The sequence below is a fragment of the Microbispora sp. CL1-1 genome, from assembly GCF_012034195.1.
Classification (GTDB): domain Bacteria; phylum Actinomycetota; class Actinomycetes; order Streptosporangiales; family Streptosporangiaceae; genus Microbispora.
Genome location: NZ_JAATEK010000042.1, coordinates 15,193 through 28,966, shown reverse-complemented (window position 1 = coordinate 28,966; position 13,774 = coordinate 15,193). Strand labels below are relative to the sequence as shown.

The window sequence follows — 13,774 nt, the reverse complement described above, 5'->3', positions numbered from 1 at the left end:
ACGTAAAGCTTCCGTGGCACCGGCGGAATCGAGTGGCTATCGTCACGGTTTATGGGGGTTGAGCGCACGTTGCGGCGCCGGCTGGTCCTGATCGGGGGAATCGTCGCACTGGCCGCCGCGGGATCCGCGCCGCTCAACGAGGAGCTGACCAGGGCCGTCGCCGTCGCGTACGCGGCCCAGGGCACGCTGCCGTACTCGTGGGGCGGGGGACACGCGACCCGGCCGGGGCCCTCGAAGGGGACCTGCCGGGGATACAGCGGCTCGGTCAGGCCCTGCCCGGCCGACCGGACGCGCGGCTTCGACTGCTCGGGGTTCACCCGCTGGGTGTACGACCAGGCGTTCGGCGATGACGTGCTCGGCCCCGGCAACACCGACGCCCACGTCGCCCGGCTGCGCAGGGTCGCGGTGCCGCAACCCGGCGACCTGGTCTTCTACGGCAGGCCCGGCAGGACGCACCACGTCGGGGTGTACGTCGGCGGCGGAAAAATGATCAACGCCTTCGCCACCGGGACGCGCATCCGCATGGACGACGTGTCCGCGCTGGACGACCTGCTCGGCTATTACCACTACCGACACTGATCCCTATGCTTGCCCCGTAATGGTGAGATTGCGGGTTCTGGGGCGAATCACGGCAGAGGTCGACGGGCGTCCGGCGGACCTCGGGACGTCGCTCCAGCGCGCCGTGCTGGCCCGGCTGGTCTGCGCCCGCGGACACGTGGTGTCGACCGACCGGTTCGTGGACGACCTGTGGAGGGGCCAGCCGCCGCCGCGCGCGCTGGGCGCGCTCCAGGTCTACGTCTCCAACCTCCGGCGGGCACTGGAACCGGGCCGCGCCCCCCGCGCCGCCGCCCGCGTGCTGGTCACCACTCCCCCCGGTTATCGGCTGGCGCTGGAGCCCGGCGACGTGGACGCCTGGCGCTTCCCCCGGCTGGTCGAGTCCGCCGCCGGCCTGCTCACCGAGGGGCGGCACGCGCGGGCGCTGGAGGTCGTGGACGAGGCGCTGGCCCTGTGGACCGGCCAGGCGTACGCGGAGTTCGGCGAGGAGGAGTGGGCCGTCCCCGAGGTGGTCCACCTGGACGAGCTGCGGGCGGTCGCGGTGGAATACCGCGCCGAGGCCGGGCTCGCGCTCGCCCGCCACGGCGAGGTCGTTCCCGAGCTGGAGCGCCACCTCACCGCCCACCCCCTGCGCGAGAACGCCGTGCGGTTGCTCGCGCTCGCCTACTACCGGGCCGGGCGGCAAGGGGAGGCGCTGGCGGTCCTGCGCAGGACTCGCGACCAGCTCGCCGACCAGCTCGGCATCGATCCCGGGCCCGCCCTGCGCGCGCTGGAAGCGGACATCCTCGCGCAGCCCGAGTCGCTCGACGCGACCCCCGTACGCGCGATACCCGTCCCGTCGGCGGCGCAGCACCCCGTGCCCGCCCCGGTGCCCGCCCCGGCACCCGCCCCGGCACCCGCCGGGGATTTCGAGCCCGTCCGCATGGTGGGCCGTACGGCCGAGCTGTCCCGGCTGGCCGCCGCGGCGGAGCGGGCCAGGGCCGGTTTCCGCATCGCCTGGCTCGGTGGCGAGGCGGGCTCGGGCAAGAGCACGCTGGCCGACGCGCTCGTGCGGCGCCTGTCGGCGGACGGCTGGCAGACCGTGATCGGCCGCTGCCCCGAGACGACCGGCGGCGTGCCGCCCGCATGGGCGTGGAGCGAGGTGCTGCGGGAGCTGTCCGCGGCCTGCCCGCCCGAGCCCGGGACCGCTGCCAGGCTGGCGCCACTGCTGACCGACGACGCCGCGCCCGTGGGGCAGTTCTGGCTGGCGCGGGCGACCGGCGACTATCTGGACGGTGTGCCGGGACCGCTGCTGATCGTCCTGGAGGACGTGCACCGGGCCGACGAGGAGACGCTCCAGCTCCTGCGTCACCTGGCCGGCCGCCTGACGCGGACGCCGGTCCTCGTCCTGCTCACGCACCGGCCGGCCGAGGCGGGCGATGACCTCACGGCCACCAGGGCGGCGCTCGCCGTGCAGGCCGTGGAGAACATCACCCTCGGCGGCCTGGGCGAACGCGAGGTGGCCCGGCTGCTCGCGGAGCGTTCCGGTACGGAGGTCGACGAGGCCACGGTGCGCACGGTCACCGAGCGGACCGGCGGCAACCCGCTGTTCGTGACGGAGACGGCCCGGCTGCTCGCGGTGGACGGCCCGTCGGCGGCCCACGCGCTGCCGCCCGGCGTGCGCGATCTCATCCGGCGGCGTCTCGCCCGGTTGCCCGCGACGGCCCGGACGACGCTGCGCAACGCCGCCGTTCTCGGCCGGGAGGCCGATGCGGACGTGCTGATCGCCATGCCGGGGGCCGACGAGGAGTCCGTGCTCGACGGCCTTGAGGCGGGTGTGCTGTCCGGCCTGCTGGAGGAGCCGCGCCCCGGCCGCGTCCGGTTCGCCCATGTGCTCGTGCGCGAGACGCTGTACGAGGACATCCCGCGACTGCGCCGTACGCGGATGCACGGCAAGGCCCTGGCGGCGCTCGAACGGGTGCGCCCCGGCGATGTGGGGGCGCTCGGGCACCACGCGCTCGCCGCCGCGACGACCGCGACCGCCCTCACTGCGGCCGAGTACGCGGCGCGGGCCGCCGGGCAGGCGACCGCCCTCTACGCGCACAAGGAGGCGGCGGCCCTGCTGGAGGGCGCGCTGGGCGCGCTCGACCTGGTGAGCGAGGGGGCGGACGGCGCCGGTCGGGACCTTCGCCTCGACCTCCTGTGCCGCCTGGTGTCCGCGCAGTCGCACGCGGGCGACGTGATCACGGCGGTGCGCAACCGGACGAAGGCGCTCGCGGTGGCCCGCCAGACGGAGGATCGCGGCGCGGTCGCGCGGGCGGTGTCCTCGCTCGACGCGCCGGTCATCTGGACCATCCAGCCCGACCGCGTGCTCGACGCCGACCTCGTCGAGGCGATCGAGGAGGCGCTGCCCGCGGAGGCAGGCGAGCTGCGCTGCCGGATGCTCGTCGCCCTCTGCCACGCGCTCGAAGGACACGACGCGGCGCGCATCGAGGCCGCCAGTGCGGAGGCGCTGGCGATCGCGGACGCCCTCGGCGACCCACGCCTGCGGTGCATGGCGCTCAACGGGCGCTACTGGGTCTGCCTGACCCCGGAACGGCGGGACGACCTGGAGCGGCTCGGGCACGACCTGCTGGCCGCCTCGGCCGCCGCCGGGCTCCTCGGCTACCAGACGCTCGGTCACTTCTCGCTGCTCATGGCCGCGCTGGGCCGCAACGACTGGGCCACGGCGCGCCGACACGCCGACAAGGCGATGGAGCTGTCGACGAGCGGCCAGCTCGGCCTGGCCCTCGGCATCCTCGCGTTCCTCGACGCCGTGCACCTGCTGGTCAGGGGCGAGTTCGAGCGGGCCGAGAGCGCCTACACGCAGCTCGGCGAGCGGCTGGCGAGCACCGGTGACGCCAACGGCGCGATGGTGGGGACGGTCGGCCGTTTCGTGGTCACGCTGGCCGCGGGGCGGGTCCACGAGTCGGTGGAGGAGCTCGCCGCCCTGTGGGAACGCCTGCCACAGGACGTCGGCGAGCTGTACACGCGGGCGCTCGTCGGGGCCGGCCGGCTGGAGGAGGCCCGCGTGGTGTGGGCCTCCGCACGCGTCCCCCGCCGGGACTACTACTGGCTCGTGTTCCTGTCCCTGCGTGCGGACAACGCGATCGCGCTCGGTCACCGGGCGGAGGCCGAGGAGTGCTATCGCCTGCTGCTGCCGTCCGACGGCGAGCTGGCCGGGTTGCACTCGGGCTCGGTGACGCTCGGGCCGGTCGCCCACACGCTCGGCGACCTGGCGGCGTTCCTGGGCCGGTCCGGCGACGCCGGGGCCCACTATCTGCGGGCCGCCGAGGTCGCCCGGCAGGCCGGCTCCCCGCATTGGGAGGAGGCCGCCCGCCGCGAAGCCGACAACGCAGCGCTCATGCGGAGCCGAAGATCAGCCGCTCGCGGCGACGGTGGGCGCGGCGCATCAGCGCCAGCATGACGACCAGGACGGGCCCGGCCAGCCTGCGCAGCTCCGCCAGCTCCTCCGGCAGCGCGTGCTGCTCGATCCTGGGCAGCTCGAAGCGAACGTCGCCACCCTTGCGGACGTGCTGCTCCAACTCCTCCCAGTCCTTGCCGGAGACGTGCCGCATGATGATCGGAAAGATCGTGCGCTCCTCCTCCTGGATGTGCTCGTCGAGCAGGTCGGCCAGCCGGCGCAGCGGCTTGGCCAGCTCGGCCGGGTCGCCCGCGACGGCCTGGATCTCCTCCAACAGCGGGTCGAGCTCGGAGTGGTCCTCGCTCAGCTCGCTCAGGTCGATCTCGGCGCCCGCCGAGCGGACGAGCAGCGGCCACAGGCGGTCGTCCTCGGTCTTGTGGTGGTGGATGCCGCGGCACAGCTTGGTCGCGTAGTCGCGGATGGCAGCGGCGCGCTCCGGGCCGCACGGCTGCCGGCCGGCGGCGATCTCGGCGGTGACGTCGGCGAGGCGCCGGGAGTCGGTGCGCATCGCCCGGTGCGCGATGCGGAAGCCCAGCAGGTTGGGAGTATCAGACATGGGCTCATCGTGCGGCTCCCCACTTGGAGTCGATTGAGACTCCGCTTAAACCGATTCCCCTGGGACGGGAGGTAGCCATGGGGAAAACCCGATAGCTTGTTCCCCTATGGACAGCCGATGGGTGGGACCGGACGGTTATGAGATCGTCCCCGCGTACCGCCGTGACCGGCAGGTGCTGCGGGTGCGGCGCAACGGCCAGGTGATCGCCGACTGTCTCTCGGTCGAGGAGGTCGCCCGATATGTCGATCTCGCCGACCTCTGCGAAGTGATCCCGCTGCCCGTCAGGACCCGCGACGCCCGTACGGCAGTCAAATAGCCTGGTCACACGGAGGTCGCAGGCGTAACAGGGGTGGCCCCTGGGCACTCAGATGCCGAGGGGGAATCGATGCGCCTGCCTGTCCGTCTGCCTGTCTGCCTGTCTTTCGTCGCACTGTCTTTCACCGCCATCGCGCTCTGCGCCGCCGTGGGCGGCTGCGGGTCGGCGACCACGGGCTCCGTGGCCGAGACGCCGGTGTACGTGCTCAACCTCCGAGACTCCGAGCGGGGCAGGGCGGAGCAGCGGCCGGCGAACCTCGTGCTCTCGGAGTTCAGCACGATGAGCGGGGTCACCTGGCGGACGTGGGGGCCGACGAGGGCGACCGGCGCCGGGAAGATCAGCGGCACCTGGTGCCTGCCCGAGTGCGCGGACGCGCCGTACGCCGCTACGGTGACGCTGAGCAGCGTGATCCCGGTCAAGGGCAAGGGCTACTTCAGCCGCTACGCCGTGACGGCCGACGTGCCCGTACGGCAGCGTCCCGAGGCCGACCTGTCCGGGGTGCTGCCGACGCCCTGAGCCCCTGCGCGGGAGGGGCGATTCGAGTTCGCGTACACCGCCGTGGCCGTGTATGGTTACACCTGTCCGCAGCGCGAGAGCGGCAGGCGGACCCGCCCCTATAGCTCAGTCGGCAGAGCGTCTCCATGGTAAGGAGAAGGTCAACGGTTCGATTCCGTTTGGGGGCTCTAGCCAGAAAGTCCTATCCAAGCAGCGTTTCTGACTGAGCGCTGCGGGGTGGGGCTTTCGGCTTGGTGGGGATGCCTCATCCCCGCCGAAGCACCGATCTCGATCATGGCTGATCCCGATGCGCGAATAGCCGTACAGGTCGGGTATCCTTGCGTGGCCGGATCCATTTCCGGCCTAGGCGGAGTAGCTCAGTCAGGCAGAGCAAGCGGCTCATAATCGCTGTGTCGCCGGTTCAAGTCCGGCCTCCGCTACTACCCTGCCGGGCCACCTGAACAAGGGGGCCCCGGTGCGGGTTGTCCAGTAGTCCCGAACGCAGAAAGGCACTCCCACGTGGCTGCCGCAGACGTTAGGCCGAAGATCACGCTGGCCTGCCAGGAGTGCAAGCACCGCAACTACATCACGCGGAAGAACCGGCGCAACGACCCGGATCGGCTTGAGCTGAAGAAGTACTGCCCCAACTGCAAGACGCACCGGGCGCACCGCGAGACCCGCTAGGTCACGGCACGGACCGCACGCACTTCCGACGCCGGCGTTCCCTGACTGGGGCGCCGGTTTGTCGTGTCCGGGGCGGTGCGGGCCGGTGCCCGCCGGCGTAGGTCTGTTACGGTACGGCCTACCCAGCCCATCCGAAGGAGCCGGCCCGATGCCTTTGAACCGCGATTTCGTCGGGCGGACGTACGAGTCGTCCGCGCCCTACGAGGTCAGCCGCGTGAAGATCAGCGAGTTCGCCACCGCGATCGGCGACTCCAACCCGATCTACCACGACCGGCAGGCCGCGGTGGCGGCCGGGCACCCGGACGTCGTCGCGCCGCCCACGTTCCCCATCGTGTTCAGCCTTCTCGGGACCGGTGACGCGCTCGGCGACCCCGGCCTCGGGCTCAACTTCGCGATGGTCGTGCACGGTGAGCAGAGGTTCGAGTATGAGCGCCCCATCCACGCGGGCGACGAGCTGGTGTGCAAATCGACCATCGCGGAGATCCGCAGCGTCGGCCGCAACGAGTTCCTGACGCTGCGCAGCGACGTCTCGACCACCTCGGGTGAGCTGGTCTGCCGGACGTACAACGTCATCGTGGAGCGCGGAGGGGCGGCCTGATCATGGCGGCGACGGTCAAGTACGACGAGGTGGAGGCCGGCCAGGAGATCCCGGCCGTCGAATACCAGGTCCGCCGGGTGGACCTGGTGAGGTACGCCGGGGCCTCGGGCGACTTCAACCCCATCCACTGGAACGAGCGCTACGCGAAGGCGGTCGGCCTGCCCGACGTCATCGCGCACGGCATGTACACGATGGCGCAGGGCGGCCGGTTCGTGACCGACTGGGCGGGCGACCCCGGCGCGGTCGTGGAGTATGGCGTCCGGTTCTCCTCCATGGTCGTGGTGCCCGACGACGACAACGGCGCGACGATCAGGATCAGCGGGGTCGTCGAGGAGAAGCGCGAGGACAAGCGGGTCGTCGTGGCGCTGACCGCGAAGTCCGGCGACTCCCGGGTGCTGTCCAAGGCCCGCGCGGTGGTCCAGCTCTCCTGAGCTCCCTCGCCTGGCCGGGTCCGGTTGACCGTCGCGATGCCGGGTAGCGGTCGGATCGTGAGCGAGCGAGACAACGAAGCGAAGAACGAGCCGGTCACGACCCAGCGGGAGCACGGCGACGTCGCCGGGGCCGCCGCGGAGACCCAGGACCCGGGCAAGGCGGGCGACGCCCACGGCGGTGCCCTGCCCCGCCCGCGAGCGCGCAACGCCAAGGAGGCCGCCGCGGCCGCGGGCCCGGAGGAGATCTCCGAGGCCAAGCGGGACATCGCGCCCGGCGGGACGATCGAGACCGCGCTGACCCCCTCGGGTGAGCCGTCGGTGGTCGCCTCCCAGCTCCTGTGGGACGGCAGCTCGGCCACGTCCAGGGTCGACGAGGTGATCGCCGAGGCGGAACGCGAGGATCGCGGGTAGATATCCTGTTCGTCGGGATGTTCCGGGTGCGAGGAGACCGATGGCTGACCGGCTGGCAGGGGTGCCGCTCGCCCCGTACACCACGTTGCGGACGGGCGGACCGGCCCGGGCGTTCACGCAGGCGCGGACGCAGGACGAGCTGATCGCGACCGTGGCCGAGGCCGACCGCGCGGGCGAGCCGGTGCTGGTGCTCGGCGGCGGCAGCAACCTCGTGGTGTCCGACGACGGGTTCGACGGGCTCGTGGTGCGCGTCGCCACGCTGGGCGTGGAGGCGACATCCCAGGACGGGCGCGTGCTGGTCACCGTGCAGGCGGGGGAGGACTGGGACGCCCTGGTCGCCCGCTGCGTGGCCGAGGGCTGGTCGGGGGTCGAGTGCCTGTCGGGCGTTCCCGGGCTGGTGGGCTCCACCCCGATCCAGAACGTCGGCGCGTACGGGCAGGACGTCTCGCAGACCGTCGCCGCCGTCCGCGTGTACGACCGGAGGGCCGGCGAGGTGCGGGACCTCACGGCCGCCGAGTGCGGCTTCGCCTACCGGCACAGCGCGTTCAAGCACGACCCCGGCCGCCACGTCGTGCTGGCCGTCACCTACGCCCTGGAGCGCTCGCCGCTGTCGGGGCCCGTGGCGTACAAGGAGCTGGCCGCGCGGCTCGGCGTGGAGATCGGCGCACGGGTGCCGCTGGCCGAGGCGCGGGAGGCCGTGCTGGAGCTGCGCCGTGGCAAGGGCATGGTGCTCGACCCCGGCGACCCGGACACGCGCAGCGCCGGATCGTTCTTCACCAATCCCGTGCTCGGCCCGGAGGAGGCGGCGGCCCTGGAGCTGCGGGCCCCCGGCCACCCGCGCTGGGACATGCCCGACGGCACGGTCAAGGTGCCGGCGGCGTGGCTGATCGAGAACGCCGGGTTCCCCAAGGGCTACGAGAAGGGCCGGGTGCGCATCTCGACCAAGCACACGCTGGCCCTCACCAATCCCACCGGAGAGGCGGGCGCGGCCGAGCTGCTGGCGCTCGCCCGCGAGGTGCGCGAGGGCGTGCACGAGAAGTTCGGGGTGTGGCTCGTCAACGAGCCCGTGCTGGTGGGAGTGCGTCTCTAGCTCGGTTAAACTGGGACGACCCGAAGGGGAGTAGTCCACAATCCACTGATCGACACACTGGCGGTTCGCCCGCCCGGTCGTGGAGCCCTCGTGGCGGACGAGACCTTCGGCCCGACAGTCATGATCACATGCTGCCGGGCCGAAGTCGTGCCCGAACTCCCCGGGTGTCGTACGGCGGCCCGGTCGCAACTCCCCTGTAGGAAGGCGACCCCGTGCAAGCCCTCTGGATCTCTCTCGTCGTCATCTTCGTGGCCGAGCTGGGCGACAAGAGCCAGCTCATGGCCCTGACCTTCGCGACCCGGTTCAAGACGGGGCCGGTGCTGGCCGGCATCACCGCGGCGACCGCGCTCGTCCACCTCGTCAGCGTCGGGCTCGGCAGGATCGTCGGCGACGCCCTCCCCACCACCGCCATCTCGATCATCGCGGGCCTGGCGTTCCTCGCCTTCGCGGCGTGGACGCTGCGCGGCGACGAGCTCACCGAGGAGGAGAAGGGCAAGGCGGCCAAGACCACCCGCAACGCCTTCATCGCCGTCGCCGTGGCGTTCTTCCTCAGCGAGCTGGGCGACAAGACCATGCTCGCCACCATCACGCTGGCCACCCAGCACGGCTGGTTCGGCACGTGGGTCGGCTCGACCGTGGGCATGGTCGCCGCCGACGCGCTGGCCATCCTGGTCGGCCGGTTCCTCGGCACCCGCCTGCCGGACAAGTGGATCAAGTATGGCGCCGCCGCGGCGTTCGCCGTCTTCGGCGTGCTGCTGCTGGCCGAGCCCCTGTTCGCCTGACTCTCGTCCGCCTGATCGAGCCCCGCCTGATCGAGCCCCGCCTAATCGAGCAGGGACAGGCGGTGGGCCGCGGCGGCGGCCTCGCCCCGGCTCGACACCCCCAGCTTGGGCAGGATGTTCGACACGTGCACGCTGACGGTCTTGGCCGAGATGAACAGCTCGGCCGCGATGTCCCGGTTGCTGCGCCCGGCCGCCACCAGGCGCAGCACCTCCAGCTCGCGCGGGGTCAGGTCGGCCTGCCGTACGGGCTCGGACGGGGTGGGGTCGGAGAGCGGGGTGCCGACGCGGCGGGCCAGCGTCTCGATCTGGGTGACCATCGGGGTGGCGCGCAACGCGACCGCGAGCGGGCAGGCCTCGCGCAGCCGCGCGATGGCACCCTCACGGTCGCCGCTCGCGGCGGCGGCCGCGGCGCCGTGCAGCAGCGCCTTGGCCCGGACGTACGGACGGCCCAGCCGCCGCCACGCCTCGGCCGCGGCGTCGAACTCGCCCCGGTAGACCAGTCCGAACGCCTCGTTCACCGGACCGTCGCCCAGGTTGACGGCCAGCCGGTCGCCCAGCTCCCGCACCGGGGCCACCCGGTCGGGGGCGACCGGCGCCGCCGCGTCGCAGACGTATCGGACCAGGGCGAGCAGCCGTCCGGCGAGCATGGCCTTGCGGGCCAGCGGCGGGTTGTCGAGAGCCTTCTCCAGCACGTCGAGTGCCTTCAGGGGCTCGCCGCGCAGCAGGTGCCACGCGAGACGCAGCCGGACGTTGTTCGTCCACTCCTGGGTCTGCTCGTCCCGATGCGGGGAGAAGACGCCGACCTCGGTGAGGATGTCCTCCGCCAGGTCCTCCTCGCCGCGCGCGATCGCGATGTCCGCGCGGACCCGCAGCATGTGCCACCGGTTGCGCAGGGTCGGCCCCATCGTCAGGGACCGCTCGATGATCTCGACGGCCTCGTCCCACCGGCCGAGCGACTCCAGCGCCTCCGCCCGGTTGTTGGCGATGAACGTGCCCTGGTGGCGGAACCTGCCGTATCGCCGGGCGAGCTTCTCGCCCTCCAGCGCGAGCGCCACGGCCTCTTCCGAACGGCCGAGGTTGTCGAGGGCGTCGACGTTGTTGGCCAGGGCGCGCAGGATGATGCGGGGCGAGTTCAGGCGCCTGCCCATCGCCAGCGCCTGCTCGTTGAGCGCGATCGTGGTCTCGAGGTCGCCGTTGATGGAGTGGCCGAGCGCCATGTTGATCAGGAGGTCGGCCTCCTGCACCTCGTCGCCCATGTCGCGGGCGATGCGCAGCGCCTCCTCGGTGAGCGCGGTGCCCTCGGCGACCCCGTCGGCGCACATCAGGGTCTGGCCCAGCCGGGTCAGCACCAGCGCGCGTACGTCGCCCGGCTGCGGCACCAGCCGCTCGGCGCGCCACAGATACTCCAGGATGCCCGGCTTGCCCTTGTGCGCCTTGACGTTGGCCATGCGGACCATCAGCTCGGCCACCCGCTCGGGTGAGGTCTCCTCGTCGAGCTCGGCCAGGGCGCCGCGCACGTACTTCTGGCTCTGCTCCATCTCGCCGCTGAGGAACGCCGCCTCGGAGGCCCGTTCCAGCACCGTGCAGTGGTCGTGGCCGATGCGCTCGGCGGCGTCGGGCACCTTGTCCCACAGCGTCAGCACGCGTTCGAGGAGCTGGATCTGCTCGGTGTAGGCGAACGACTTGGCCGCCTTCTCGGACGCCTCCCAGGCGGAGATCAGCGCCCACAGATCGTCACGGGCGGAGTACCAGTGGTGGGCGATCTCGATGGCCGCCCGGCCCGGGGGCACCAGACCGCGGTCGCGGTCGATCTCCTCGGCGTACCTCGCGTGCATCCGCGCGTGCTCGCCGGGCAGCAGCTCGTCGTGGACCGCCTCGCGGATCAGGGCGTGCCGGAACGCGTACGCCCCGCCGTCGGCCACCTGCAGCACGTTGGCCGCGATGGCGGGCCGCAGCGCGTTCTCCAGATCGACGTCGGACAGGCCGCTGACCGCCGCGAGCAGGGCGTGACCGACGCGGATGCCCCCGGCGGCGGCGATCCTGAGCACCCGCTGGGTCTCCTCGGGCAGCCGCTCCACCGAGCCGATGATCAGGTCGTGCAGCGAGTCGGGGAACGAGCAGTCCTCGCCGCAGTCGAGCAGCGCCTCCACGAACAGCGGGATGCCGCCGCTGCGGTCGAAGACCCGGTCGACCTTGGCGAACTCGGGGGTCACTCCGAGGATCCCGGCCATCTGCTCGGCGACCTCGTCCTGGGTGAAACGGGGCAGGTCCACCCGGACCACGCCGTCGACCCGTCCCAGCTCGGCCAGCACCGGCCGCAGGGGATGGGTGCGGTGCAGCTCGTCCGAGCGGTACGTCATGACCATCAGGACGGGAGCCGTCTTGAGGTTGCGGCTGAGGAAGGCGATGAGGTCGCGGCTGGAACGGTCGGCCCAGTGGATGTCCTCGATGACGAGCACCACCGGCCGCCGCTCGGAGAGGCGTTCGAGCAGCGCCAGGATCAGCTCGAACAGCCGCGCGCGGGCCGACTCGGTCTCCCCGTCGCCGCTCGGCTCGCCGAACTCGGGCAGCAGCCTGGCCAGGTCGCGGGCGGCGCCGTCGGGCAGCAGGGCGGCGACCTCGGCCGCGCCGCACTCCCGGACGAGCTGCCGCAGCGCGGCGGTGAAGGGGGCGTAGGCCAGGCCCTCCGCGGACAGCTCCACGCAGCCCCCGACGAGCACGTGGGCGCCGTCCTGCGCTGCCTGCTCCGCGAACCGGCCGGCGAGGCGGGTCTTCCCCACGCCCGCCTCGCCGCCGATGAGCACCGCCGCGGTGGCCTGCTTGCGCGCCTGGTCGTAGGCCTCGCCCAGGGTCTCCAGCTCCGCGCCCCGCCCGACGAAGACGGGGCTCACCGCCCGGCGTGTCATGTGCTCCAGCATGTCATGACCCTTTGCGTGGCTTCGCCTGGTTTTTCGGTCAGACCTCTGTGCCCCCATGAGCCTCACGGTGTGCTCCACGGTGTGGTTCACGGTGTCGTTCACGGTGTCGTTCACGGTGTGCTTCACGGCGGCTGAAAGGCCCGGCCGGGAGGGAGGGTCCGGCCGGGCCTTCGTACGCGTCTCATGAGGTGCGGAGCTTGCCGAAGGCCGCACGCAGCCGGCGGTTGCCGGAGCGCTGCTGGGCCTTCAGGCCCGACTGCGCCTCGCGCGCGCGGCGGTGGGCGGCGGCCTCCTCCTGAAGCTCGGTCGCCCGGTTGATCATTACCTGGTAGTGCAGTTCCGGACCCATCAGAGTGTCTCCTTGTTTCGGGTCTCTTCTCGTACTCCTCAAGGTTCGGTCTAAGGCGTGGTGCGGCACATCGGGCGGATGCCCTATCTCTGGCAGGGGCTTACGGCATAGGACTTCTAAGGCGGGTAAGGAGATGCCTTAGGGACGCCCGGGTCTCCGGGTTTGGAATCATTCCGCGTGGTCGGGGATGCTGGTCTCGTGCCAACTATGACTACTCCGCTCGCGGAGGTCGCCTCCTCACCCTCGACGCTGCGTGCGTTCCTGCACGGCCTTCCCGGGGTCGACAGGGTCGGGGCGGACGCCCGGGCCGCGATGCTGGGCACGCGATCCATCAAGACGACCGCCAAGAAACAGGCCATCGACATGGCCATCGGGATGGTCGACCTCACCACCCTGGAAGGCGCGGACACCCCCGGCAAGGTCAGGGCGATGTGCGCCAAGGCGGTGCGGCCCGATCCCACCGACTCCTCCGTGCCGCCGGTCGCCGCCGTCTGCGTGTACCCCGACCTGGTCGCGACCGCCGTCGAGGCCCTCTCCGGATCCGGCGTGAAGGTGGCGTCCGTCGCCACGTCGTTCCCCAGCGGCCGGTCCTCCCTTGAGGTCAAGGTCGCCGACACGTCCCTCGCCGTGGCCGCCGGAGCCGCCGAGATCGACATGGTCATCGACCGCGGCGCGTTCCTCGCCGGCGACTACCTCAAGGTGTACGAGGAGATCGTCGCCATCAAGGAAGCCTGCGGCGACAGCCATCTGAAGGTGATCCTGGAGACCGGCGAGCTCGCGACGTACGACAACGTGCGACGAGCCTCCTGGCTCGCGATGATCGCCGGGGCCGACTTCATCAAGACCTCGACCGGCAAGGTGTCGCCGGCCGCGACGCTGCCGGTGACGCTCGTCATGCTGGAGGCCGTGCGCGACTTCCTGGCCGCGACCGGCCGCAAGGTGGGCGTGAAGCCCGCGGGCGGCATCCGCACCACCAAGGACGCGATCAAATACCTGGTGCTGGTCAACGAGACCGCCGGGCCCGACTGGCTGCACGCCGACTGGTTCCGCCTCGGCGCCTCCTCGCTGCTGAACGACCTGCTCATGCAGCGGCAGAAGATGGCCACCGGCCGGTACGCCGGTCCCGACTACTTCACGCTGGACTGAG

General features: G+C 72.0%; 14 protein-coding genes and 2 tRNA genes. 13 read left to right on the top strand and 3 right to left on the bottom strand.

Translation table 11 applies throughout. The features are described 5' to 3' along the window. The first annotated feature begins 51 nt into the window (after positions 1 to 51). Complete coding sequence (locus HCK04_RS33145; protein WP_142651313.1) at positions 52 to 579, top strand: NlpC/P60 family protein; 528 nt, start codon at positions 52 to 54, stop codon at positions 577 to 579. A 19-nt stretch (positions 580 to 598) separates the two neighbouring features. Continuing rightward, entirely contained in the window at positions 599 to 4,000 is a 3,402-nt protein-coding gene (locus tag HCK04_RS33140; protein ID WP_142651312.1) for a BTAD domain-containing putative transcriptional regulator, read from the top strand. Here HCK04_RS33140 and HCK04_RS33135 read toward each other — a convergent pair. Beyond that, entirely contained in the window at positions 3,936 to 4,553 is a 618-nt protein-coding gene (locus HCK04_RS33135; RefSeq protein ID WP_142651311.1) for a hemerythrin domain-containing protein, read from the bottom strand. The two genes, HCK04_RS33140 and HCK04_RS33135, sit on opposite strands and share 65 nt — an antisense overlap. Before the next feature lie 106 nt (positions 4,554 to 4,659). Between HCK04_RS33135 and HCK04_RS33130 the strand changes: the two genes are divergently transcribed. From HCK04_RS33130 to HCK04_RS33085, 10 genes are all read left to right on the top strand, one after another. Then, the gene (locus tag HCK04_RS33130; protein WP_142651310.1) at positions 4,660 to 4,869 is read left to right on the top strand and encodes a transposase; all 210 of its coding nucleotides are present in this window, start codon (positions 4,660 to 4,662) and stop codon (positions 4,867 to 4,869) included. A gap of 69 nt (positions 4,870 to 4,938) precedes the next feature. Then, positions 4,939 to 5,385, top strand: coding sequence for a hypothetical protein (locus tag HCK04_RS33125; protein ID WP_142651309.1), 447 nt, complete (start codon positions 4,939 to 4,941; stop codon positions 5,383 to 5,385). 94 nt (positions 5,386 to 5,479) lie between these two features. After that, positions 5,480 to 5,552, top strand: a tRNA-Thr gene (locus HCK04_RS33120). Between the two features lie 178 nt (positions 5,553 to 5,730). After that, positions 5,731 to 5,804, top strand: a tRNA-Met gene (locus tag HCK04_RS33115). A gap of 79 nt (positions 5,805 to 5,883) precedes the next feature. Then, positions 5,884 to 6,048, top strand: a complete 165-nt coding sequence (gene rpmG / locus HCK04_RS33110; protein ID WP_030510782.1) for a 50S ribosomal protein L33 — start codon at positions 5,884 to 5,886, stop codon at positions 6,046 to 6,048. Between the two features lie 148 nt (positions 6,049 to 6,196). Next, entirely contained in the window at positions 6,197 to 6,646 is a 450-nt protein-coding gene (locus tag HCK04_RS33105; protein ID WP_142651308.1) for a MaoC family dehydratase N-terminal domain-containing protein, read from the top strand. 2 nt (positions 6,647 to 6,648) lie between these two features. Next, positions 6,649 to 7,077, top strand: a complete 429-nt coding sequence (locus HCK04_RS33100) for a MaoC family dehydratase (protein WP_142651307.1) — start codon at positions 6,649 to 6,651, stop codon at positions 7,075 to 7,077. A gap of 57 nt (positions 7,078 to 7,134) precedes the next feature. Next, positions 7,135 to 7,488, top strand: a complete 354-nt coding sequence (locus tag HCK04_RS33095; RefSeq protein ID WP_142651306.1) for a hypothetical protein — start codon at positions 7,135 to 7,137, stop codon at positions 7,486 to 7,488. A gap of 40 nt (positions 7,489 to 7,528) precedes the next feature. Next, positions 7,529 to 8,578 (top strand): UDP-N-acetylmuramate dehydrogenase, encoded by a 1,050-nt coding sequence (locus HCK04_RS33090; protein WP_142651305.1) that lies wholly within the window; start codon positions 7,529 to 7,531, stop codon positions 8,576 to 8,578. Positions 8,579 to 8,790: 212 nt separating this feature from the next. Next, positions 8,791 to 9,360 carry a TMEM165/GDT1 family protein gene (locus HCK04_RS33085; RefSeq protein WP_142651304.1) on the top strand — a complete coding sequence of 190 codons (570 nt, stop codon included), beginning with the start codon at positions 8,791 to 8,793 and terminating at the stop codon, positions 9,358 to 9,360. Between the two features lie 41 nt (positions 9,361 to 9,401). On the opposite strand, the gene HCK04_RS43895 is transcribed toward HCK04_RS33085, so the two are convergent. Together HCK04_RS43895 and HCK04_RS33075 are read right to left on the bottom strand one after the other, a co-directional pair. Continuing rightward, positions 9,402 to 12,266: a helix-turn-helix transcriptional regulator gene (locus tag HCK04_RS43895; protein WP_277351594.1), complete on the bottom strand. Its 2,865-nt coding sequence runs from the start codon at positions 12,264 to 12,266 to the stop codon at positions 9,402 to 9,404. Between the two features lie 193 nt (positions 12,267 to 12,459). Beyond that, positions 12,460 to 12,627, bottom strand: a complete 168-nt coding sequence (locus tag HCK04_RS33075) for a hypothetical protein (RefSeq protein WP_168066475.1) — start codon at positions 12,625 to 12,627, stop codon at positions 12,460 to 12,462. 207 nt (positions 12,628 to 12,834) lie between these two features. On the opposite strand from HCK04_RS33075, the gene deoC reads away from it, so the two are divergent. Further along, on the top strand, positions 12,835 to 13,773 hold the full coding sequence (gene deoC, locus HCK04_RS33070) for a deoxyribose-phosphate aldolase (protein WP_142651302.1): 939 nt from the start codon (positions 12,835 to 12,837) through the stop codon (positions 13,771 to 13,773). The last annotated feature ends 1 nt before the right edge of the window (position 13,774 follow it).